The following is a 21,620-nucleotide window of genomic DNA, read 5'->3' as shown; positions in this document are numbered from 1 at the left end:
AGCGGTCATCGTGTTGATGCCTTTCGAGTGGGTTGTAGGAGATTCCTCGAAGGATCACACGGTGACCGCGTCCACGTTCTACGACGTGCTGGCCACCGTGCGCTACACCACTTTACGGGGCACTACTTCCATCTCCCCGAAGCAGGATTGCCCGACGAACTCGAAGTCCATCCGGTAGGCCTTTCCATTCAACCCCACGACCGCGACCTGGAAGTCGAACGGAACCCTGAGCCGCACCAGCTGGAGACGGCTCACGCTCTCGGCGAGCGAGTCTGCGCGAGGGTCGGCGAGTTCGATGATCCGGTGGGCTCGGCGGATCCCCCGCGCGCCGGGCCGCTCGTCCAGGAGGCGGAGCTGAGACTCGCGCCACCGCTCGATCGGCTCCATCTCCGTGTAATGCGGCCCTCCGAGGATGAGGCGCAGGGCACGGTCGGCACAGCCGAGGGCGAGTTCGGGCGTCGCGAGCCGAGCGAGATCGCGGACCGTGCGGTCGAGGGTGGTGACCCGCAGTCCCGCGACTGTGGTGACATCGTCCCCGCCGTACGGCTCGGAGTGGCGGATCACCGCGCCCCTGCTCCGCCCGGGCCTCTCGGGCGGAGTGAGCAGGTGGACCCGCTGGGGCGAGCTCCGCTTGAGGCCGTAGAGCGGGAGACCCCAGAGCACAGCGGCCGAGAGATGCGAGAAGACGAGTTGCGGCTCATCGCCGCGCCCGGCGCGGCCGGCCCTGGCAACTGCGAGCGTACGGGCGAGCAGACGCTGCTCTTCGTAGAGCCCGTCCCAGAGGCCCCGGTCGAGGTAGCAGCCGCGGATCACCCTGACGAGAAGCCCGGCCTCGGTCCTCGCGCGCAGCTCGCGATCGTCGAGCTCCCCGTCGATCAAACAGCGTCGAACGATGAGGGCAGCATTGAGCTGTGCGAGGCTCGGATCGAGGTGCTGCGCGTGGTCCATGACGCCATGTTCGCAGCGATGCGCACCGCGATCAGGCCTCTCTCGAAGAATGTGGATAAGTTCCGCGATCTCTCGCCTTCTCCGAAGTTGTGAGCGAAGTGCGAAAGGGTCTTCGAGGCGCTCCGCTACTCGGCCCGAGCAGCCCGCGCCGAACACGACGCTCTCGCCGAACCGACGCCCGCAACGACACAGGGGCGAGGGATCCGATCGGATCCCTCGCCCCTGTGTCTTGCCGAAGCGCCTACAGCACCTTCGAGAGGAAGGCCCTCGTGCGCTCGCGCTGCGGATTCGACAGCACCTCCACGGGGTCGCCCGACTCGACGACCACGCCGCCGTCCATGAACACGAGCTCGTCGGCCACCTCACGGGCGAAGCCCATCTCGTGGGTGACGACGATCATCGTCATGCCCGACTCGGCGAGCCCCTTCATCACGTCGAGCACCTCGCCGACCAACTCCGGGTCGAGCGCGGAGGTCGGCTCGTCGAAGAGCATCAGCTTGGGCTCCATGGCGAGCGCCCGAGCGATCGCAACGCGCTGCTGCTGGCCGCCGGAGAGGTGGGCCGGGTAGTAGTCGTAGCGGTCGGCGAGCCCGACCCTCGCAAGCAGTTCCATGGCGCGCGCTTTGAGCTGGGCGCGCCCGCCCTTCTTCAGCAGGCCGGGCGCGAGCATCACGTTCTCGAGCGCGGTCATGTGAGGGAACAGGTTGAAGCGCTGGAACACCATGCCGATATCCCGGCGCTGCTTCGCCGCCTCCCGCGGGTGCATCTCGTAGAGCTTGTCGCCCTGCTGCCGGTAGCCGACGATCTCGCCGTCCACGAACAGCCGCCCCGCATTCACCGTCTCGAGGTGGTTGATGCAGCGCAGGAAGGTCGACTTGCCCGACCCGGAGGGGCCGACGAGGCAGAGCACCTCGCCCCGCTGCACCTCGAGCGAGATCGACTTCAGCACGAGGTTCGAGCCGTACGACTTCGAGACCCCCTCGGCCCGCACCATGGGCACATTCGTCGCGTGCTGGTTCATGGCTCCCTCTTCTCGCCTTCACTACCCAGCGGTCGTATACCGTCGTCGGTCTCGACGATGCCGGTGCTGCCGGCCTCCTGCGATCCCACGACGCCGACCACACCCGTCTCGACGCTGGGCTTCATCACATCGGGGCGCTGCCCGACGCCCTTCGCGAAGTGCTTCTCGAGGTAGTACTGGCCGACCATGAGGATCGAGGTCACCACGAGATACCAGATCGACGCGACGATGAGCATCGGCACGGGCTTGTAGGTGACGGCCGCAATGTCCTTCTGCTTCGTGAAGAGCTCGAGCGTGAACGGCACGGCGTTCACGAGCGAGGTGGTCTTCAGCATCGAGATGACCTCGTTGCCGGTCGGCGGGATGATGACACGCATCGCCTGGGGCAGCACGACGCGGGTCATGGTGTGCCACCAGCCGAGGCCGAGCGCCACGGCTGCCTCGTCCTGCCCCTTGTCGACCGAAAGCAGGCCGGCGCGCACGATCTCGGCCATGTAGGCGGCCTCGTTGAGCGCCAGGCCGATGATCGCGAGGGTGAACGCGGTCATGATGGTCTTGGTCTCGAACTCGAAGAACGGCTCCATGAAGGGGATGCCGATGCCGAGCGTCGGGTAGATCACCGCGAACAGGCCCCAGAAGGTCAGCTGCACGTAAACCGGGGTGCCGCGGAAGACCCAGAGGTAGAACCACGCGACCGACTTCACGATCGGGTTCGGCGAGAGCCGCATCACGGCGAGGATGACGCCGAGGATGATCGCGATGACCATCGAGTAGACCGTCAGCTGCAAGGTATAGCCGGCGGCCGCGACGATGCGGGTGTCGAAGAGGTACTTCCCGACCTCGGGCCAGTCGAAGGCCTGGCGGTTCGCCGTGTCGATGATGAACACCACGGCGAGGAGCGCCAGGATCACCGCGAGCACGATGCGCCCGGGGTGCTTCAGCTTGATGGCCTCGATCGGCTGGGACTCGGTGAACGGCTGGGACTTCGGGGTCGCCCCCGAAGTCCCATTCGTCTGCTCAGACATGAGGATTCGCGTCTCGGATCAGGATCGCTGCGGGCCTCAGGAGCCGGCGTTGATCGTCGCTTCCTCGATCGCTCCGTCTTCGACGCCGGCGCCCTTGAGGATCTCGAGGTAGGTGCCGTCGTCCATCAGCGACTGGAGCGCGGCCTGCACGGCCTTCGTGAGCGCAGACGGGGTCTTGCCGCCGTCTTCCTCGTTCTTGGCGAGCGCGTAGCCGTAGGGGGCGACGTCGAAGCTCTCGCCCGCGGCCTCGATCTTGTCGCTCTGCGCCGCGATCGCGGAGAGCGTGACGGGCGAGTCGGCGCTGAACGCCTCGGCCTGGCCGAGCACCACGGCGTTGGTCGCCTCGGCCTGGCCCTCGAAGGGCATGATCTCGATGGCCGGCTTGCCCGCGTCGGTGCACGCGGTCGACTTTGCGGGCAGCTCGTCGGTGTGCTCGAAGGTGCCCGCCTGCACGGCGACCTTCAGACCGCACGCGTTGTTCGGGTCGATGTCGGAGCCGACGGGAGCGGCCCACAGCACGCCCGCCTCGTAGAAGTTGACGAAGTCGACGGTCTTCTGGCGCTCGGCGTTATCCGTGAACGACGACGAGCCCATGTCCATCTTGCCGCCCTGGATGCTGGGGATGATGGTGTCGAAGCCCGCTTCCTCCCACTTGAGCTTCAGGCCGAGCTTGGCGCCGACGGCCTCGGCGAGGTCGACGCCCCAGCCCACGATCTCGCCGTTCGAGTCCTTGTACTCGTTGGGCGGGTAGGAGGCGTCGGTACCGACGACCAGCTCGCCCGACTCCTTGATGTCGTCGGGCAGCAGCGCGGCCGCTGCCTCGTCGACCTCGATACCGGAGGTGTCCGCGGCCTCGCGCTGCGGGCCCTCTGTGTTCGTGACGCAGCCCGTGAGGGTCAGCAGTGCGGCTGCGGCGAGCGCGGGAAGCGCGTAACGAATCTTCATTGATCTCTCCTGTCAGGCAGGGCCTGTCCTTCGGTTGGCAGAGCCTTCGCCCTGCCGCGATACTCGCTCCGAGTGTACTGTGCGGGTCCCCTCTATTCATTAACAGCTATCTCGCCCGGTCCATACACTCTATGGAGGCGGGGTCCGCAACCGCGTGTTCCCGCGGCGAGAGGCGAGGGATCCCCTCCATAACGTTCCGATTAAGACGGTGAGGGCGAGGGATCGGACGGCCCCGATCCCTCGCCCTCCTCGGATCCCTACTTCGCGACGAAGTAGAGGCGCTTGTTCGCGAACTCGCCGATGCCGACGGGACCCATCTCACGGCCGAAGCCGGAGCGCTTCACGCCGCCGAAGGGCAGCTCGGCCGCCTCTGCCGCGATCGTGTTGACGTGGGCCATGCCGACCTCGAGCTTCGAGGCCACACGCGCGGCGCGAGCCTCGTCGGTCGAGAACACCGAGCCGCCGAGACCGAGGGCGCAGTCGTTGGCGAGCTCCAGCGCCTCTTCATCGCTCGACACCCGGTAGACCGTCGCGACGGGGCCGAAGATCTCCTCGCCGTACGATTCCGAGTCGCGCGGCACGTCGACGAGCACCGCGGGCGAGTAGTACGCCCCGGGACCCTCCGAGAGCTCGCCGCCCGCGAGCAGGCGCGCGCCCTCGGAGACGGCCTTCTGCACCTGCGCGTGCACGGTCTCGGCCGCCGCACGGGTGGAGAGCGGCACGTACTCGTTCTCGCCCAGGTTCAGCTGGTCGCCCGGCTTCAGACCCTCGGCGAGCTTCACCAGCTCGGCAACGAACTCGTCGTAGATGTCGTCCATCACGATGAGGCGCTTGTTCGAGTTGCAGACCTGACCCGCGTTGTAGACGCGGAAATCCCACGCCGTCTTCGCGACCTCCGCCACGTCGTCGGCGTCGAGCACGACCATCGGGTCGATGCCGCCGAGCTCGAGCACGGCCTTCTTGAGGTGGGTGCCGGCCTGCGCGCCGATGATCGCACCCGCGCGCTCCGAACCGGTGAGCGAGACGCCCTGCACGCGGGGATCGGCGATCATGGTGGCGATCTGCTCGTGGGAGGTGAAGAGCGCCTGGTAGCCGCCCTGCGGCACGCCGGCCTGCTCCATGATCTCCTGGATCACGAGATTCGACTTCGCGCAGATGTCGGCGTGCTTCAGCAGGATCGTGTTGCCGAGCACCAGGTTCGGCGCCGCGAAGCGGGCGACCTGATAGTAGGGGAAGTTCCACGGCATCACGCCGAGCAGCGCGCCGACCGGCAGGTGCTCGATGATCGCCTTGCCGGGGATCGTGCTCGGGATCTCGTAGTCCGTGATGAGGCCAGGGCCGTAGACCGCGTAGTACTCGATGATGTCGGTCGCGAAGTCGACCTCGTCGAGGCTCTCGGCGATCGACTTGCCCATCTCGGTCGCGATGATCTCGGCGAGCTCCTCGCGGCGCTCCGCGAAGATCTCGGCGACGCGCTTCACGACGGCCGCGCGCTCCTGCACGCTGCGCTCGCGCCACTCGCGGTACGCGGCGTCGGCCGCCGCGAGCTGCTGCTCGACCTGCTCATCGGTCGCTGAATCGAAGGTCTCGACAATCTCGCCCGTCGCTGGGTTCTGAACTCGATACTTCGCCATGTTTATCGTTTCCTGTCTTGATGGTCGGGGCGCGTGTGCGCCGCTCTCTATCGTCGCATCTGAGCGCCTCGCGCGCGAGAGGGAGCGCGAGGGATCCCTCGCCCCCGAGCACTACTTGAGCAGGCGCGACAGCACGCGATCGGCGAGCGGTCTGCCCCCGGTCTGGCAGGTGGGGCAGTACTCCAGCGTCGAATCGCTGAAGATCACCTGCCGCACGGTGTCACCGCACACCGGACACGGCTCCCCCGCGCGACCGTGCACGCGCATCGCCGTCTTCTTCTCGCGCTTGAGATCGGTTGCCGGCGTTCCCTCGGCACGTTCGACGGCCTCACGCAGCGTCGTCTCGAGCGCATCGTAGAGGCGCAGGGCGTCGTCTCGCGGCATGTCGGCCGGCTTGAACGGCGACATGCGCGCGGCGTGCAGGATCTCGTCGGAGTAGGCGTTGCCGATGCCGGCGATGAGCGACTGCCTGCGCAGCACTCCCTTGATCTGCGCCCGCCCGGCGCCGGCCAGGATGTCCGCGAAGACCTCGAAGGTGAAGGTCTCGTCGAGCGGGTCGGGGCCGAGGCGCGCGATGCCCGGCACCTCGGAGGGATCCGCCACCAGGTACAGTGCGAGGCTCTTCTTCGTGCCCGCCTCGGTGAGGTCGACGCAGCCGCCGAACCCCGATCCCTCGCCGTCCACGAGGGTGAGCCGCGCGGCGAGCGGCCCGCGCCCGAGCCTCGCGGCGGTCTTCGGGGGCGCATCGCGCCAGGTGATCCAGCCGGCCCGCGCGAGGTGCACGACGAGGTGGTCGCCGCCGATGCGGAGGTCGAGGAACTTGCCGTGCCGCTCGACCCCCTCGACGCTTCGCCCGACGAACTCGGCGGGCGCGATCCCGACGGTCTTGAGCGCCGCGAAGGCGAACACGTCGAGGCCTCCGACGACGCGACCGCTGAGGCGTCGCCGGAGATCGCTCACGAGCGCCGCCACCTCCGGGAGTTCGGGCATGCCCTCATTATGACAAGCCGCCCCGTGAGTGGCACGGGCGAGCGTGCCCCCGGCACTCGTAGGATCGACGCATGGAGCCCGCAGCGCGCCCCGACCCCGCATCAGACGCCGAAGCCCACGCCGTGTCCGACGGGCTGACGGCGGCCGACGCCCGCGCCCGTCTCGACTTCCTCGCCGAGCTCGGCTACGGCTTCCTCGAGTCGGGGCAGACGGGCGGCCAGACGGAGCGGGAGCTGCGGGCGTGCGGGCGGTCCCTCGGCCTCTCGCGCATGGAGTTCAACTCGACGGGTCGGCTCGTGCTGCTCGAGGCGGCCCTGCCCGACGGCGGCAGCGTCTCGCTCTCGGGGGCGGCTCGGGCGCTCGACCTGATCGACTGCACGCGTGCGAAGGCGCTGAGCGATCTCGCCGCCGAGGTGACGGGCGAGGTCGCCTCGGGCGACGCCGGGCGGTCGGCTGCGAGGGAGCCCCGCCCCTCGCGCACGGCGCAGCGCGCGCTGCTGGAAGCGGCGAGCGCCGAGGTGCGCCGGCTGCGCGACACGGCGACGCCGTGGTGGGCGGTCGCGCTGGGCATGACGATGCTCGCCTTCTGCATCAGCATGCAGGTGGGGGTGACGTGGCGGGCGTGGGTGTCGGCTGCGGTCGTGCAGCTGGTGTCGTCGATGGTCGGGGCGGGGATCGCCCGGGCCCGACCCCCGAGGCTGTTTGCAGTCGCGGTGCAGAGCTCTGCGGCGGGCGCGTTCGCGACGCTGCTCGTGCAGCTCGGCTTCGTCGATCCCGTGGGCGCCGCGGCGGCGATCGCGGTGAACTGGTTGCTCCTGCTGCCGCTCCCGCAGATGATCGGGGCGGTCGCCGACGCGATCGAAGCCGACTTCCTGTCGGCGCTCACCCGGGTGGCGAGCGTCGGGATGGCCGCGCTCGGCATCTTCATCGGGGGCGCGGTCACCTTCACACTGGGCGAGCTGCTCGGCATGGAGCACCCCCGGCTCGACTCCCTGCCGAGCTTCCCCTGGTACCTGGTGCTCGTATTCTCGGCGCTCGGCGCGGTGGCCAACGCGTTCGCGAATGGCGGTCGGCTGCCGTTGGTGCTGCCGGCCGCCGCGCTCGGGCTCCTGACGGCGGCCGGCAGCCAGGTGCTGCTGCACGCCGTCGGCCTGCCCGCGCTGTGGGCGAGTTCGATCGCCGCGGTGCTGCTGGGCGTGCTGAGCTCGGCGATCTCGACGCACACGGGATATCCGCAGCCGGTGCTCGCGCTGATGGGTGTGACGGGGGCGCTGCTGCCGGGCATCCCGGTGTTCTTCGGGATTCTGCAGGAGATGGGCGAGGGATCGGGCCTCTCCTACTTCGGCGAGGCCGCCGCCATCTGCCTCGGCATCGGCACGGGAGCCGCGCTGGGCGTCTATCTCGCGAGCCTCTTCCGGCTCACGGGCAGGGCCCGCTGAGCGGCTCGACTCCGCTGAGCCACCCCATTCCGCCGAGCCGGGCGGGCCCCCGCCCGCGTCAGGGTGCGAGATCCTCGACCGCGGGGCCTTCGAGCCGCTTCCCCTCGGCCGAGAAGCGCGAGCCGTGCAGGGGGCAGTCCCAGCTGCGCTCGGCGCCGTTCCACCGCAGGATGCCGCCCATGTGGGGGCAGACGGCCGACACCCGGCAGACACGGCCGTCGACCCGGGCGACGCCCCGGGGCGCGAGCCCGTCGCGCACGACGACGCCCTCGCCCTCGGCCGGCTCGTGCGGCCCGGCCGGAGCACCGTCGACCGCGTCGGATCCCTCGCGGTCGAGGGATCCCTCATCTCCGGGCTCCCGTTCCTCTCCGGAGAACTCGGCCCCGACCCACCCCGAGACCAGGTGGGCGGCGACGCCGGCGCTCGCGCCGATCGCGTCGGCCACCGCGGGGAGGCGCAGCGCGTGACCCCTCAGCGCCTCGGCCCACTCGAGGTGCCCGCCGAGCATCTCGGCGGCGATGGCGAGCCCGGCGGCGACGCCGTTGGTCATGCCCCACTTGTTGTAGCCGGTGGCGGTGTAGATGCGCCCGCCGCCGCGCGGCAGACGGCCGGCGTAGGGCAGCCGCCAGTGGGTGCGGTAGTCCTGTGCGGCCCACCATGCCATCCGCTGCGCTCCGCCGAACCGCTCGTCCGTCCACGCGTCGAGCGCGGAGACCTCGCGCCGGGTGTCGCCTCCGCGGCCGGTCACATGCGACGCTCCGCCGACGACGAGCAGTTCCCCGCCCGTCACGTCCTGCGCCGTTCGCAGGGAGCGGTGCGGCTCGCCCACCGACACGTACATGCCCCGCGGCGCCGCGCGCCCGCTCAGCCGGTAGGCCCCGACGAACGAGCGCGAGGGCTCGAGCTTCGCGAAGAAGAGACCCCGATCGAGGATCGGGGTACCCGTCGCGAGCACGCAGGCGTCCGCCGCGACCGTTCCGAGGTCCGAGCTCACCTCGACCCCGCCGCCCCTCCGCACGACGTCGCGCACGCGGCACTCCTCGACCACCGCACCGCCTCGGCCCCGCAGCTCGCGGACGAGCTCTGCGAGCACCGTCACGGGCTGCAGCTGCGCCTGGTCCGCGAGCCTGAGGGCGCCGGCGGTCTCGTAGGGCAGCCCGGTCTCCGCGGTCTCGGCCAGGGCGATGCCCGCGATCTCGGAGGCCTCGCGCTCGCGCTCGAGCGCAGGCAGCTGCGAGGGATCGGTCGCGTAGGTGTAGGCGGCGCGCCGCTCGGCCGCGCTCCCGGCGCCCCACGCATCGAGCTGCCGCAGCAGCCAGGCCTGTCCCTCGCGGTTCGCCTCGGCGTATGCTCGCAACGCGTCGTCGCCCGCGTGCTCGCGGATGCCCGAGAGGACGGTGCCCTGCAAGAGGCTCAGCTTGGCCGTCGTGTTGCCCGTCGCGACCGCGCCCACCCGCCGCGCCTCGAGCACGGTCACCCGCTGCCCGGCGCGCGCCAGCAGCACCGCGGTCACCATGCCGGTGAGCCCGGCGCCGACGACCACCGTGTCGCGGGCCCCCGCGTCGAACACGTCGGTCGCGATCGTCGGTCCTGTCTGCTGCCAGAGCGAGGTCATGTCTGCGACGCTAGGCGGGTGCTCCGGGCCCGGCAACGGCCTTGACAGTCGGGGCGCGCGGGTGCAGCCGCGGGCGGAGGGCCATAGGGCTGCCATAGGGATCGCGCCCCACGACCGCAAGGGAGTGGCGGGAGCGTCCCGCGGGGAGGATGCTGGTGGCAGGAGCGAGGGCGCACGACGCGGCCGAGGACGCAGGACGCGCCGCCCCGGACGGGAGGACCATATGGCGAGCATCCGCTCGATCGGCACGGCGGTGCCGGCGGCCCGGCTGCGGCAGTCCGAGGTGCGCGACTTCTTCGCCTCGCAGCCCGGCGTCGACCGGCTGACGGCACGCCTCATCGCGGCCGCGTTCGACGGCTCCGCGATCGAGACGCGCTACTCGGCCATAGGCGCGCTGGGTCCGGGCGGCGGCCTCTTCACCGACGAGGCCGGCCTGCTGCGCTCTCCCTCCACCGGCGAGCGCAACGACCGCTACCGCAGCGAGGCGCCCGCGCTCTCGGCGTCCGCGGCGCGCGCCGCGCTCGCCCGCTCCGGGTTCTCCCCCGGCGACATCACGCACGTCATCACCGCCTCGTGCACGGGCTGCTTCGCCCCCGGCCCGGACGTGCTGCTGGTGAAGCAGCTCGGCATCCCCGGTACGGCCGAGCGCCTGCACGTCGGCTTCATGGGGTGCGCCGCCGCCTTCCCCGCGCTGCGCACCGCGGCGGGGCTCTGCGTCGCACAACCCGGATCCGTCGCCCTCGTCGTGTGCACGGAGCTCTGCTCGCTGCACATCCGCTCCTCGCGCGACCCCGAGCAGATCGTCGCATCGGCCGTGTTCGGCGACGGAGCAGCTGCGGCCATCGTCGCCTCGGGCGATGCTCCCGACCCGCGCGCGGGCGGCACGGGCGCGCACCGATTCCGATCACTCGAGGTCGACGGCTTCACCACCGCGCTCACCGCCGACGGCGAGGCCGACATGGACTGGACGATCGGCGACCGCGGCTTCGAGATGCGGCTCACCGCGGAGGTGCCGCGCATCGTGGGCCGCGAGATCGCGGGCGTCGTGGACGGGATGCTCGACGGCGCCGACCCCGCCGGCATCGCGGCGTGGGCCGTGCACCCGGGAGGTCGCAGCGTGCTCGACCGGGTGCAGCAGGCCCTTGCACTGCCCGACGCCGCCATGGCCCAGTCGCGCGGGGTGCTGCGCGACTACGGGAACATGTCGAGCGCCACCATCCTCTTCATCCTGGAGCGCATGCTGCGCGAGGGATCCCTCGCGGCAGGCGAACAGGTCGCCGGGCTCTGCTTCGGCCCAGGGCTCACGGTGGAGACGGTGCTGCTGCGGTGCGCGGGCGAGGGATCGGCGGATCCCTCGCCCGACTCCGAAACCGCTCCCGTCGCCGAGGACCGGGCGTGAAGCTGTCGGCGCGCGACGAGTGGCTCGCCGAGCTCATGGACGACCCGGACTGCGATCCCGAGCGGCTGCGCCGCACGCTCGAGCGCTTCGGTGCCGTGAACCGGCTGGTGTCGGGCTGGGGAGCGGTCTACCGCACCCGGCTTCGGCCGCTGCTCGCAGACCTCCCCCGCCCCGCCCGCGTGCTCGACATCGGGTGCGGGGGCGGCGACGTGCTGCGGCGCCTCGCCCGGCTCGCCGCTCGCGACGGGCTGGCGATCGAGGGGCTCGGCATCGACCCCGACAGCCGTGCGCTCGCGGTCGCCGAGCGGGCGGCCCCGGCGCCCGGCGTCGCCTTCATGCGGGCGACGAGCACCGAGCTCGTCGCGGCGGGCGAGCGCTTCGACGCGGTCATCTCGAACCACCTGCTGCACCACCTCGACGACGACGCGTTCGCGACGGTCATCGCCGATTCCGAGACCCTCGCGACGCGCCTGTGCCTCCACTCCGACATCGCCCGGAGCCGCGCCGCCTACCTCGCCTTCGCGGTCGGCATCACCCCGCTCGCGCCCGGCTCGCTGCTGCGGGTCGACGGCCTGCGCAGCATCCGCCGCAGCTACACCCCCGAGGAGCTCGCGGGCCGGCTCCCCGCACGGTGGCGCGTCGAGCGGCCCGCCGCGTTCCGGCTGCTCGCCGTGCGGGGCGCGTGATCCCTCACCCCTCGTCCCAGCCCTCCTGAGGAGTGCCGCACGTCTCCCGGAACACGAACTGCGACGGGGGCCTGCGCTCGCGGCTCGACCAGTCGATCACCGGCCGCTGCGCCTGCTCGGGCACGTAGCCGAGGCGGTAGAGCGCCATGAGCTCGAGATCCTCGGGCACCTCGAGCAGCCGGATCAGTCGCTCCCACTGCTCGGGCATCTCCATGGGGAAGGAGATGAACTGGATGCCCATGCCGAGCTCGACGGTCGTGAGCCAGACGTTCTCCATCGCCGCGCCCATGCTGAACTGGCAGTAGAAGTCGGCGAGCGGGTGCGCCGTGCGCTCGCGGCGGTCGAGCATCACGCCGAGGATCAGCGGCGAGCCCGCCACGAGCTTCCGGTTCTCCTCGCCGAGGGTCTGCGGCACCCGCAGCATCCGCATCGTGCGGATACCGGCCGACGTGAAGACCGCGCGGGTGAACGGTCGCAGCGCCGCGGGCAGCTTGTCGAAGTACATGCCCGAGCGGTGCTCGGCCATCTCCTCGGCGCTGAACCGGAAGTGCCGCTTGTAGCGCTCGAAGAAGGATCCCTCGGAGATCACCGCCGTCATCGACTCGCCGCTGATGCTCGCGATCGTCTCGATGGTAGACCGGTCCTCGATGATCACGAAGCGCCACGGCTGGCTGTTGAACTGCGAGGGCGCGGAGGCGGCCGCCTTGATGAGCAGCTGCTGGTGCTCCTCGCTCACCGGGTCGGGCAGCAGCGGGCCGTTGGTCGTGCGCCGGTTGAAGAGGACATCGAGGAATTCCATCGCTGACTCCGATCTCGGGTGGCGGTCATGGTCGCGCGATCCACAGGGCGAGCGCGGCGAGATAGCAGGGGGCGGCGGCGAGGCCGATCGCGGCGTGCCTTCCCGGGCGCCGCATCGCCGACCCCGCGTAGGGCAGCACGGCGAGGGGCACCAGGGCGAGCACGAGCAGCAGCCCGCTCCCCCAGCGGACGGGCAGGGCGAGCAGCGCGGCGAGCGCCGTCACGGCGCAGGTGGTGATGAAGAGGCGGCGGTGCCAGGCGCGGCCCGGGCGGCGGCGCAGGCTGATGAGGCCCAGCGTGACGCTCGCGAGGTAGCTCAGGAGCGCGAGCAGGGGCCAGGGCACGGCCTCGAGGAACGGCGAGGGATCCCTCATCGCAGCCTCCTTCCGCGCGCATGCCCTCAGCGTAGGCCCGATCGGGCTCCCAGCGCAGTGTGTCAACATTTATTTGACACCGCGACATCTGTCAACATATTGTTGACACCATGACTGCTTTCACCTTCTACGGGATCGTCGAGGACCGGCCGGGCGAGCGCTGGAGGGCGCTGTTCGACGCCGTGTGGCCCGGCTACCGCGCCTGGTACCTTCGCGACGGAGACGGCGCGCGCCCCGACCTCGCGACAGCGGAGCGCATGCTGCGCCTGCACATGCCCGAACTCGTGCCGACGTGGGAACGCCTCGTGAGCCTCACGGGCGGAGACGAGACGGCGGCGCGCATGCTCACGCTCTGGAACCCTCCGCGCTTCCTGCCCGGGTGCTCCCAGGTGGCGGTGAGCGCCCCCGAGCCCGTGCTGCTGCGCAACTACGACTACGGGCTCGAGCTGTTCGAACAGGTGCACAGCTCGACGCGGTACGGCTCGCGCCGGGTGATCGGCACCTCCGACTGCCTCTGGGGCCTGCTCGACGGCATGAACGAGGACGGGCTCGCGATCTCCCTCGCCTTCGGCGGCCGGCCGGGCGACGGCGACGGCTTCGCCGCGCCCCTCGTCGTGCGCTACCTGCTCGAGGTCGCGGGCGACGTCGCCGAGGCGCTGCGGCGACTCGAGACGATCCCGGTGTCCATGTTCTACAACCTCAGCATGGTCGACGTCGGCGGAGAGACCGCGACCGCCTACGTCGGACCGGGCATGCGCCCGGAGGTGACCCGCGACCCCGTCGCGACCAACCACCGCGGGCGGCACCCCGAGTACCCCGAGCACGCGCGACGCTTCCGCAGCGTCGAGCGGCAGGAACTGCTGACCGACGCGGTCGAGCGCGACGGCGCCGATGGCGCGGCCGCCGCAATGCTGGGCCCCGAGGCCTTCAGCCACGACTACGACAACGCCTTCGGCACGCTGTACACTGCGGTCTACCGGCCCCGCCGAGGCGAGGTCGAGTACCTCTGGCACAGCCGCAGCTGGACCCGCACCCTCACGTCCACCGAGGAGACGATCATCGTGACGCTCGACGACGACGCCCCCGAGCCCCGCCCGACACCCGCGCAGAGCACGGCCGGTGCGCACGCGCCGGGAGCTGCCGGCGCGGAGGCGCCGGGAAGCGCACCGGACGGCGCGGGGAGCCCTCCGGCGGGAGGAACGTCGGTCGCCGAACTGCAGGCGGCCGCACGGCAGGCGGTGCGCGAGCTCTCGCTCTCGCCCGACCCGGCCGCCTTCTCCGCCCTGCTCACGCTCTCGGGCGAGGTCGGCGAGGCGCTCGGCGCGAGCGCCCGCCTGCTCGCCGAGCACAACTCCTGGGCCCGGGTGGCCGAGATCGCCGATGTGAGCCGCCAGGCCGCATGGCACCGCTGGCGCTGAGCCGCCGGCACCCCCGGCACTGAGCTGCCGGCACCGAACGGTCGGCACTGCTGGCGCCCAACGACTACCGCAGCACGCCCGCCTCACGCGCCGCGGCCACGGCGGCCGTGCGCGAGGAGACCCCGAGCTTCGCGTAGACGTGCACGAGGTGCGACTTCACCGTGGCGTCGCTGATGTGCAGACGGCGGGCGATCTCGGTGTTCGTCGATCCCTCGGCAACGAGGCGCAGCACCTCGGTCTCCCGCGCGCTGAGGCTGAGGCGCGGCGAGCGCAGCCGTTCGAGCAGCCGCCCCGCGATGGCGGGCGCGAGCGCGCTCTCGCCTGCGGCGGCCGCGCGGATCGCCGCAACGAGTTCGTCGGGAGGGGCGTCCTTGAGCAGGTATCCGCTCGCCCCCGCTTCCACCGCACCCAGGATGTCCCCGTCGGTGTCGTAGTTCGTGAGCACGAGCACCGCGGGCGCGTCGGCGAGCGCACGGATGCTCCGCGTCGCATCGGCGCCGGTCTGCGCGGCTCCGAACTGGAGATCCATGAGCACGACGTCGGGCGCGAGCTCCGCGGCGAGCGCGCACGCCTCGTCGGGCGTCGCGGCCTCGCCGACGATCTCGAGCCCCTGCTCGCTCCCGAGCATCGCGCGCAGGCCCGCGCGCACGACGGGGTGGTCGTCGGCGAGCACGATGCGGATCACGGGCGCCTCCCCCGCGGGCGACGGGCGGCTGCGGGATCGGCAGCGGGCGGTCGAGCGATGGCCGGCGCGGCTGCGGCCGGTGCGGGGACGGGCGAGGGATCCTCGGACGAGGGATCCGGGGCCGCCGCATCGAGGGGCAGCTGCGCCGTCACGCTCGCGCCCCGCCCGGGCGCGGCGTCGATCTCCAGGGTGCCGCCGAGCTGCTCGGCCCGCTCGCGCATCGCGCGGATGCCGAACGAATCCGAGCGCACCGTCCGACGCGCGACCGAGTCGGGTTCGAAGCCGCACCCGTCGTCGCTGATGACGAGAACCGCGCCGCCCGGCGCTGACTGGCCGGCCTCCGTGCGGCGCAGCTCGATCGAGACCCGCGAGGCCCCCGCGTGCTGCACGGCGTTCGCGAGCGCGCCCTGCGCGATGCGCAGCAGCGCCGTCTGCGCCGCCATGGGCAGAGCGACGTCCTCGGCCGCGACCTCGACGCGCGGACCCCCCGTCGGCCCGGTTCGCCCGTCCTGCTCCTCGCCCAGTCGACGCAGCGCGGCGGGCAGTCCCTCGTCGAGCCGTTCAGGGGTGAGCTCGCGGATGATCTGCCGGGTCTCGGCGAGGCTCTCGGCAGCGGTCTCGCGTGCGAGGCGGAGGTGGGCCGCGCCCGGCTCCGACACGTCGCGCTCCGCCGCGCGCAGCAGCATCTGGATGCTCGAGAGCCCCTGGGCGACGGTGTCGTGGATGTCGCGCGCGAGTCTCGCACGCTCGGCGAGCGCCCCCTGCTCGCGCTCGGTCTCGGCGAGCCGTTCCCGGGTGCGCAGCAGCTCGGCCAGCAGCCGCTCGCGCTCCTCGGCCTCGCGGGCGAGCGCGCGGTAGGCCAGCCCGATCAGCAGGGCGACCCCGGCACCGACCACAGGACCGAGCACGCCGCCCACGCTGAACCCCAGGTGCAGCCCGAGCGCGAGGATCGCGAAGCCCGTCGCGGCGATGACCGCGACTGCCGCACCCGCTCCGGGGAGCAGGTGCAGGTAGAGGAAGAAGAGGGGGAACACGAGGTAGGCGCCCTCGGGGCTGAGCCACACGAGCAGCCCCCAGAGCAGGGTGAGGGCGGCGACCCAGGCGATGGCGAGGGATCGGCGCGACCGGCCGGATGAGCCCCTGCCTGCGGCCCACGCCCCCGCGAAGTAGACGGCGATGAAGCCGCCCGCGATCACCGCGACCCACGGAGCCGCGGGAGATGCGACGGCGAACGCCCGCGCCACGGCGAACAGCGCGAGGCCGACGAGCAGCGCGTGCAGGCCGAGGCGCAGCCCGGCGAATACGGGGTCGAGGCTGGAGTGCGGCATGGGATCCCCACACTACGCGCGCTTCCCGGGGCACCGCATCAACCGAAAGTTCGATCGCGCACCCTCCGAACCGCCCACCCGGAATGCGGCGGAACGGGCGATGCCGCGGCACCGCTCGGCGACGAGGCTGGAATCGGAGCCCGGGCAGACGGCGCGGGCGGAGAGGTGCACTGTGTTCGTCGCTTGGAGAGAGCTGCGGTTCGCCCGCGGGCGCTTCCTGCTCATCGCGGCCGTCGTCGCGCTCATCACCCTGCTCGTCGGCTTCCTCTCGGGGCTCACGGGCGGCCTCGCGTCGCAGAACATCTCGGCGGTGCTGCAGCTTCCGGGAGACCGGCTCATACTGCAGCAGCCGGACGCCGGGGAGCCGAGCTTCGCGACCTCGACGATCTCCGAGGAGTCCGTGAGCGCCTGGCGCAGCGCCGACGGCGTGCGGTCGGTCGTTCCGGTGGGCATCGCCCAGTCGCGGGCATCGTCCGGCGATGTCGGAGATCCCTCGGGAGTCGCCCTCTTCGGCCTGAGCGGCGCGAAGGACGCGAGCGGCGAGGGATCCGCCCCTGCGAACCCCCTGCTCGCCCTCGCGCCCTCCGACGACGCAGAGGTCGGCCTCTCCGCCGGAGCGGCGAAGGTCCTCGGCGCGGGGGTCGGCGACACGGTGACCATCACCGGGACCGAGTACACCGTCACCGCGGTCGGGGCCGACCTCTGGTACAGCCACACGCCCGTGATCGCTATGACTCCGCAGGCCTGGGCCGGGGCGAGCGAACGCGTGGGCGGCTCGGGCGATGCGACCGTGCTCGCCGTCACGGGCGAGGCCGACTGGGAGGCCGTCTCCGCCGCGAGCGGTACGACGGCAGAGACCCCGCTCCGCAGCCTCACCGCCCTCGAGACCTTCAGGTCGGAGATCGGCTCGCTCGGCCTCATGATCGCGATGCTCTTCGGCATCTCCGCGCTCGTCGTCGGCGCCTTCTTCACCGTGTGGACGATGCAGCGAGCGGGCGACATCGCCGTGCTGAAGGCGCTGGGCGCCACGACGGGCTCGCTCGTGCGCGACGCGCTCGGCCAGGCCCTCGTGGTGCTCGCCGCGGGCATCGGCGTCGGAGTGCTCGCGGTGGTCGGCCTCGGATCCCTCGCCGCGACAGCGCTGCCCTTCGCACTCAGCCCCCTCACCACCCTCGCCCCCGCGGCCGTCATGGCCGTGCTGGGCCTCGCCGGAGCGGCGTTCGCGCTGCGCTCCGTCACCTCAGCCGACCCCCTCACCGCACTCGGGAGCCACCGATGATCCGCCTGCAGAACGTCACCCTCACCTTCCCCGACGGCGACCGCCGCATCACCGCGGTCGACGACGTGACACTGCGCGGGCGCGCGGGAGCGGTCACCGGCATCACGGGCCCGTCGGGCTCGGGCAAGTCGAGCCTGCTGGCCGTCGCGGCCACGCTCATCAGGCCCGACTCGGGCGGGGTGCTGATCGGCGACGGGAGCGATGCCGTCGACGCGGCCCGGCTCTCACGGGCCGACGCGACGCGGCTCAGGCGCGAGCGCATCGGCATCGTCTTCCAGCAGTCGAACCTCGTGCCCGCGCTCACCGCCCGCGAGCAGCTGCTCGCCATGTCCGAGCTCGGCGGCGGAAGCGCACGGCGCCGGGCGCGCACGCGCGACCGGGCCGACGAGCTGCTCGACGCCGTCGGCCTCTCCGCCCACGCAGGCAAGCGCCCGCACCAGCTCTCGGGCGGGCAGCGCCAGCGCGTCGCGATCGCGCGCGGCCTCGTGCACGAGCCGGACGTGCTGCTGGTCGACGAGCCGACGAGCGCACTCGACCAGCAGCGCGGCGCCGAGATCATGGCCCTCATCTCGCGGCTCACGCGCGAGCGCGATACGGCGACGCTCCTGGTCACCCACGACCTCGTGCATCGCGACGCGCTCGACGAGCTCGTCACCGTGGTCGACGGCCGCATCACGGAGCGGAGCTGACTTTCCCCCGCCGGTCGAGCGAGGAGCTCGCGACGAGTCGAAACCGTCGGCGACTCGAGGGATCCGGCTCGCGCCGACCGCTCCGCCGCAGCCCCGCGAGGGCGACCGCGAACACCGAGGTGAGGATCAGCGCCAGCGCCGGAGCGACCGTGGTCCACGGGGCGCGCTCCACGTAGTCGATGCCCTCGGACAGCAGCAGCCCCCACTCGGGCAGGGGCGGCTGCGCGCCGAGGCCGAGGAAGCCCAGCGCCGCGAGGGCGAGCGCGACTCCCGGCAGCCGCAGCATGCCGTGCCGCAGCAGGGGCGGAACCGCGGCCGGCAGCACGTGCCGCACCCAGATCTCTGAGCCCGAGGCGCCGGTGAGCGGCAGCCACCTGATGTGCGGCATCGCCCGCACCTCGTCGATGAGCGACGCCGCGTGCGAGGTGAGCGGCGGCCAGGTCACCCACAGCACGGCGAGGGCGGCGCCCCCGACCGACGGGCCCATGAGCGCCGCGATGATCACGCCGGCGAGGATCGGCGGCGTCGCGTTGGCGATCTCCGCGGGGCCGCGGGAGACCTCGCCGAGCACCGCGAGCAGCAGGCCGATGACGATGGCGCAGAGCACGATGAGGAACGCGGGCGTGAGCGTGCCGATCGTGCCGTGGGCGACGCGCGCGAGCAGATCGCGCCCGCTCGCGTCCGCGCCGAACGGCAGCGCGAGGCTCGGCGGGGCGAGGCGCGCGTGGGCGATCGCATAGGGATCGCGGGGCAGCCCGAACGCGAGGATCGCGAGCAGCAGGCCGAGCGTCGCCCCCGCCGTCCACCGCGCCGCCCGCCCGTCGCCGCGGGCCTCGGGCGGGGGCGGCAGCGAGCCGGCCGGCAGCGGCCCGCCGCGCAGCAGGCGCCGCGCGACGGCGGTGAGCACGCCGACGAGCACGGCGGCGAGCGCCATGAGCAGCACGCCCGCCTGCAGCGCCGGGATGTCCTGCGCGTTGGCCGCGCCGAGCAGGTAGCGGCCGAGGCCGGGGATCGCGAACACCTGCTCCACAGCGACCGCCCCGCCGAGCAGACCGATGAGCACGAGCCCCAGCTGGTCGACGACCGCGGCCGCGGCGCGGCGGAACACGCCGGCGAGGATCACGCGCCTGGGCGCTCCGGCCAGGCGCCACACGCCCACCCAGCGCTCCTCGGCGACGCCCGACACCGCGTCGGAGAGCAGACGCCCGAGCAGTCCGCCGGCCGGGATGCCGAGCGCGAGCGACGGCAGGATCGCCGTGTCGATGCCCGTCCACCCGTAGGGAGGCAGCCACCGCAGCTGGACGGCCACCACGACGAGCAGCACGCTCGCGAGCAGGAACTCGGGCAGCGCCGTCAGCGCCACGCCGACCGGTCCCGAGCCGCGTTGGGGCCGATCCCTCAGCACCCGCAGCGACGCGGGCACCACGAGCGCCACCGCGACGGCGAGCGCCACCGCGATCGAGAACAGCGTGAGGGTCGCCGAGACGCCGAGCGCGCTCCACACGCCCGGCCCGATCTCGCCTCCGCTCACCCAGGAACGGCCGAGATCGCCGCGCATCACCCCGGACCACCAGCGCAGGCTGGTGGCGACCGGACCGCCGTCGAGGCCGAGCTGCGCGCGGACCGCCGCGAGCGCCTCGGGCGTCGGCTCGAGCTCGGCGTAGCGGGCCCGCAGCACGGCGGCGGCGGGGTCGATGCGCGACAGCCAGGGCAGCGCCCCGGCGACGAGCAGCAGCACGACCCCGCTGAGCACGCGGGAGACGGTTCCGAGGACAGCGCTGTGCCGCACGATCCCGACGGCTACTCTGCGTCGAGGTGGGTGCCCGCGGTGATGAGCGCACGCTCCCGCGGGTCGCGGGCCGCATTGTGCACGCGGCTCGACTCGCCCTGGATCACCCGCTCGTGCAGCAGCGGGATCGCCGCGTCGGTGCCGAGCACCGAGGCCTCGGCGAGCATGATGGCGTGCTGGCGATCCTTCCCCGCCTCGGTCTCGGAGGCGACTCGGATCGCCTCGTCCACATCGGCCGCGCACAGCTGCGAGATCGAGAAGCCGCCGTCGCAGGTGAAGTCGGAGGCGAGGTAGGCGACCGGGTCGCCCGAGTCGAGCACGGTGGCGCGGGAGAGGATGAACGCGTCGAATGCGCCGTCGAGCGCGTCGGCCTCGATGTACTGGTACTCCCGCACGTCCTGCTGCACGTCGAAGCCGACGTCCTCGAGCTGCTGCTCGAGCATCACGGCGACCTCGGGCAGCTCGGCGCGGTCGGTGAAGGTGCCGAGCGTGATCTTCACGCCGTCGACCTGCGCGGGCTCGGCCCGCGCGTCGAGCAGCTTCCGGCAGTCGGCGTCGTCGCGCAGCTCGGCCGCGTAGGGCAGGGCGGGACCGAGCAGGCCGGTGGCCTCGTCGGCGCGTCCCTCGTAGACCGATTCGACGATCGCCGCGCGGTCGACGGCCTCGCGCGCCGCCGCGCGCACCGCGGGGTCGGCGAAGGGGCCGCTCTCGGTGTTGAGGTAGAGCGTGTTGGTGCGCGGCATGGGCACCTCGGTGAGCAGGCGCTCGTCGACCGAGGCGGCCTGGCCGGCGGGGATGGCCTCGACCACGTCGGCCTCTCCGGTGCGCAGCGCGGCAGTGCGCGCGGTGCCGTCGGGCACGAAGGTCACGTCGATGCCCGAGGCATCGGCGGGCTCGCCCCAGTAGCCGTCGTAGCGGTCGAGCGTGGCTCCCGAGACGCCGTCGACGGCCACGATCTCGAAGGGACCGGTTCCGGTGCCGACGGGGTCGACGCCGTTCTCGGTGTAGGCGGCCGTGTCGAAGATCGCGAGCTGCGGGCTCGAGAGGCGCTGGGGCAGCAGCGGGTCGGGCTCTCCCGTGGTGATGCGCACGGCACGCCCCTCGGTCTCGACCGTGAGGTCGACGCCGTCGAGGATGCGCGGCACGGGCACCGCGTCGATGGCGTGCTGCAGCGAGTTCACGACCGACTCCGCCGTGAGCGGCTCGCCGTTGTGGAAGGTGACGCCGTCGCGGATCTCGAATCTCCACGCGAGGGATCCCTCGCGCTCCCATCCCGTCGCGAGGGCGGGCTGCGCCTCCCCCGCGTCGTCGAGCACGACGAGGGTTTCGGAGGCCGACCAGCGCGAGAGCTTGAAGGCGTCGTCGCTGAGCGGGCTGAGCCCGGAGCGCGGAGGCTGCATGTGCGCGACCGAGATGCGGTCGTCGGTGCCGGGGAGTGTCAGGAAAACGGTGGATCTGGGACTGGCCTGACCGAAAGGAAGGGCAATGAGTCAGGCTATCGAGATGATCGATCCTGTGACGGGAGAGATCATCGATCAGCAACAGATCGCCGAGCAGC

Annotated in this window: 19 protein-coding genes; 6 read left to right on the top strand and 13 right to left on the bottom strand. The window is 72.1% G+C overall.

The window, feature by feature from the left end; translation table 11 throughout:
* Positions 1-102: 102 nt before the first annotated feature.
* From J4H91_RS14130 to J4H91_RS14105, 6 genes are all read right to left on the bottom strand, one after another.
* Positions 103-948, bottom strand: coding sequence for a hypothetical protein (locus J4H91_RS14130; RefSeq protein ID WP_208046896.1), 846 nt, complete (start codon positions 946-948; stop codon positions 103-105).
* Between the two features lie 241 nt (positions 949-1,189).
* Positions 1,190-1,969: an amino acid ABC transporter ATP-binding protein gene (locus J4H91_RS14125; RefSeq protein WP_279544227.1), complete on the bottom strand. Its 780-nt coding sequence runs from the start codon at positions 1,967-1,969 to the stop codon at positions 1,190-1,192.
* Positions 1,966-2,994 carry an amino acid ABC transporter permease gene (locus J4H91_RS14120; protein WP_243753011.1) on the bottom strand — a complete coding sequence of 343 codons (1,029 nt, stop codon included), beginning with the start codon at positions 2,992-2,994 and terminating at the stop codon, positions 1,966-1,968. Before J4H91_RS14120 ends, J4H91_RS14125 begins: the two co-directional genes overlap by 4 nt.
* Positions 2,995-3,030: 36 nt before the next feature.
* The gene (locus J4H91_RS14115) at positions 3,031-3,939 is read right to left on the bottom strand and encodes an ABC transporter substrate-binding protein (RefSeq protein WP_208046895.1); all 909 of its coding nucleotides are present in this window, start codon (positions 3,937-3,939) and stop codon (positions 3,031-3,033) included.
* 257 nt (positions 3,940-4,196) lie between these two features.
* Positions 4,197-5,573, bottom strand: coding sequence for an NAD-dependent succinate-semialdehyde dehydrogenase (locus J4H91_RS14110; protein WP_208046894.1), 1,377 nt, complete (start codon positions 5,571-5,573; stop codon positions 4,197-4,199).
* A gap of 111 nt (positions 5,574-5,684) precedes the next feature.
* Positions 5,685-6,563 carry an Fpg/Nei family DNA glycosylase gene (locus tag J4H91_RS14105; protein WP_208046893.1) on the bottom strand — a complete coding sequence of 293 codons (879 nt, stop codon included), beginning with the start codon at positions 6,561-6,563 and terminating at the stop codon, positions 5,685-5,687.
* A 71-nt stretch (positions 6,564-6,634) separates the two neighbouring features.
* On the opposite strand from J4H91_RS14105, the gene J4H91_RS14100 reads away from it, so the two are divergent.
* Entirely contained in the window at positions 6,635-8,002 is a 1,368-nt protein-coding gene (locus J4H91_RS14100) for a threonine/serine exporter family protein (RefSeq protein ID WP_208046892.1), read from the top strand.
* Between the two features lie 58 nt (positions 8,003-8,060).
* Here the strand turns inward: J4H91_RS14100 and J4H91_RS14095 are convergent, their stop codons facing one another.
* Positions 8,061-9,617, bottom strand: coding sequence for an FAD-dependent oxidoreductase (locus tag J4H91_RS14095; RefSeq protein WP_208046891.1), 1,557 nt, complete (start codon positions 9,615-9,617; stop codon positions 8,061-8,063).
* On the opposite strand from J4H91_RS14095, the gene J4H91_RS14090 reads away from it, so the two are divergent.
* Both J4H91_RS14090 and J4H91_RS14085 read left to right on the top strand, forming a co-directional pair.
* A complete protein-coding gene (locus J4H91_RS14090) occupies positions 9,517-11,016 on the top strand; it encodes a type III polyketide synthase (protein WP_341783561.1) in 1,500 nt (499 codons plus the stop codon). The genes J4H91_RS14095 and J4H91_RS14090 overlap by 101 nt on opposite strands.
* Positions 11,013-11,702, top strand: coding sequence for a methyltransferase domain-containing protein (locus J4H91_RS14085; RefSeq protein ID WP_208046889.1), 690 nt, complete (start codon positions 11,013-11,015; stop codon positions 11,700-11,702). The genes J4H91_RS14090 and J4H91_RS14085 overlap by 4 nt, the downstream gene beginning before the upstream one ends.
* A 4-nt stretch (positions 11,703-11,706) precedes the next feature.
* Here the strand turns inward: J4H91_RS14085 and J4H91_RS14080 are convergent, their stop codons facing one another.
* Both J4H91_RS14080 and J4H91_RS14075 read right to left on the bottom strand, forming a co-directional pair.
* Positions 11,707-12,501: a nitroreductase family protein gene (locus J4H91_RS14080; protein WP_208046888.1), complete on the bottom strand. Its 795-nt coding sequence runs from the start codon at positions 12,499-12,501 to the stop codon at positions 11,707-11,709.
* Between the two features lie 25 nt (positions 12,502-12,526).
* A complete protein-coding gene (locus tag J4H91_RS14075) occupies positions 12,527-12,874 on the bottom strand; it encodes a hypothetical protein (protein WP_208046887.1) in 348 nt (115 codons plus the stop codon).
* 110 nt (positions 12,875-12,984) lie between these two features.
* Here J4H91_RS14075 and J4H91_RS14070 point away from each other — a divergent pair, with 110 nt between their 5' ends.
* Positions 12,985-14,292 carry a C45 family autoproteolytic acyltransferase/hydrolase gene (locus tag J4H91_RS14070; RefSeq protein ID WP_208046886.1) on the top strand — a complete coding sequence of 436 codons (1,308 nt, stop codon included), beginning with the start codon at positions 12,985-12,987 and terminating at the stop codon, positions 14,290-14,292.
* 64 nt (positions 14,293-14,356) lie between these two features.
* On the opposite strand, the gene J4H91_RS14065 is transcribed toward J4H91_RS14070, so the two are convergent.
* Both J4H91_RS14065 and J4H91_RS14060 read right to left on the bottom strand, forming a co-directional pair.
* The gene (locus J4H91_RS14065; protein ID WP_208046885.1) at positions 14,357-14,977 is read right to left on the bottom strand and encodes a response regulator; all 621 of its coding nucleotides are present in this window, start codon (positions 14,975-14,977) and stop codon (positions 14,357-14,359) included.
* On the bottom strand, positions 14,974-16,305 hold the full coding sequence (locus tag J4H91_RS14060; RefSeq protein ID WP_208046884.1) for a sensor histidine kinase: 1,332 nt from the start codon (positions 16,303-16,305) through the stop codon (positions 14,974-14,976). The genes J4H91_RS14065 and J4H91_RS14060 overlap by 4 nt, the downstream gene beginning before the upstream one ends.
* Before the next feature lie 172 nt (positions 16,306-16,477).
* Here J4H91_RS14060 and J4H91_RS14055 point away from each other — a divergent pair, with 172 nt between their 5' ends.
* Together J4H91_RS14055 and J4H91_RS14050 are read left to right on the top strand one after the other, a co-directional pair.
* Positions 16,478-17,584, top strand: coding sequence for an FtsX-like permease family protein (locus J4H91_RS14055; protein WP_208046883.1), 1,107 nt, complete (start codon positions 16,478-16,480; stop codon positions 17,582-17,584).
* Positions 17,581-18,273, top strand: a complete 693-nt coding sequence (locus J4H91_RS14050) for an ABC transporter ATP-binding protein (RefSeq protein ID WP_208046882.1) — start codon at positions 17,581-17,583, stop codon at positions 18,271-18,273. The genes J4H91_RS14055 and J4H91_RS14050 overlap by 4 nt, the downstream gene beginning before the upstream one ends.
* Here the strand turns inward: J4H91_RS14050 and J4H91_RS14045 are convergent.
* Both J4H91_RS14045 and J4H91_RS14040 read right to left on the bottom strand, forming a co-directional pair.
* Entirely contained in the window at positions 18,257-20,062 is a 1,806-nt protein-coding gene (locus J4H91_RS14045) for an ABC transporter permease subunit (RefSeq protein WP_208046881.1), read from the bottom strand. The genes J4H91_RS14050 and J4H91_RS14045 overlap by 17 nt on opposite strands.
* Positions 20,063-20,073: 11 nt before the next feature.
* Entirely contained in the window at positions 20,074-21,462 is a 1,389-nt protein-coding gene (locus J4H91_RS14040) for an ABC transporter substrate-binding protein (RefSeq protein ID WP_208046880.1), read from the bottom strand.
* Positions 21,463-21,620 lie beyond the last annotated feature (158 nt).

Origin of the sequence: Leucobacter ruminantium (assembly GCF_017565705.1) — a bacterium.
Taxonomy (GTDB): Bacteria; Actinomycetota; Actinomycetes; order Actinomycetales; family Microbacteriaceae; genus Leucobacter; species Leucobacter ruminantium.
Note: the sequence above shows the minus strand (reverse complement) of the source record. Positions and strands in the feature narration are given on the sequence as shown.

Coding starts and splice junctions, on each gene's coding strand:
- J4H91_RS14130 (WP_208046896.1), bottom strand. CDS start 948: ATGGACCACGCGCAGCACCTCGATCCGAGCCTCGCACAGCTCAATGCT.
- J4H91_RS14125 (WP_279544227.1), bottom strand. CDS start 1,969: ATGAACCAGCACGCGACGAATGTGCCCATGGTGCGGGCCGAGGGGGTC.
- J4H91_RS14120 (WP_243753011.1), bottom strand. CDS start 2,994: ATGTCTGAGCAGACGAATGGGACTTCGGGGGCGACCCCGAAGTCCCAG.
- J4H91_RS14115 (WP_208046895.1), bottom strand. CDS start 3,939: ATGAAGATTCGTTACGCGCTTCCCGCGCTCGCCGCAGCCGCACTGCTG.
- J4H91_RS14110 (WP_208046894.1), bottom strand. CDS start 5,573: ATGGCGAAGTATCGAGTTCAGAACCCAGCGACGGGCGAGATTGTCGAG.
- J4H91_RS14105 (WP_208046893.1), bottom strand. CDS start 6,563: ATGCCCGAACTCCCGGAGGTGGCGGCGCTCGTGAGCGATCTCCGGCGA.
- J4H91_RS14100 (WP_208046892.1), top strand. CDS start 6,635: ATGGAGCCCGCAGCGCGCCCCGACCCCGCATCAGACGCCGAAGCCCAC.
- J4H91_RS14090 (WP_341783561.1), top strand. CDS start 9,517: ATGCCGGTGAGCCCGGCGCCGACGACCACCGTGTCGCGGGCCCCCGCG.
- J4H91_RS14095 (WP_208046891.1), bottom strand. CDS start 9,617: ATGACCTCGCTCTGGCAGCAGACAGGACCGACGATCGCGACCGACGTG.
- J4H91_RS14080 (WP_208046888.1), bottom strand. CDS start 12,501: ATGGAATTCCTCGATGTCCTCTTCAACCGGCGCACGACCAACGGCCCG.
- J4H91_RS14075 (WP_208046887.1), bottom strand. CDS start 12,874: ATGAGGGATCCCTCGCCGTTCCTCGAGGCCGTGCCCTGGCCCCTGCTC.
- J4H91_RS14070 (WP_208046886.1), top strand. CDS start 12,985: ATGACTGCTTTCACCTTCTACGGGATCGTCGAGGACCGGCCGGGCGAG.
- J4H91_RS14060 (WP_208046884.1), bottom strand. CDS start 16,305: ATGCCGCACTCCAGCCTCGACCCCGTATTCGCCGGGCTGCGCCTCGGC.
- J4H91_RS14050 (WP_208046882.1), top strand. CDS start 17,581: ATGATCCGCCTGCAGAACGTCACCCTCACCTTCCCCGACGGCGACCGC.
- J4H91_RS14040 (WP_208046880.1), bottom strand. CDS start 21,462: ATGCAGCCTCCGCGCTCCGGGCTCAGCCCGCTCAGCGACGACGCCTTC.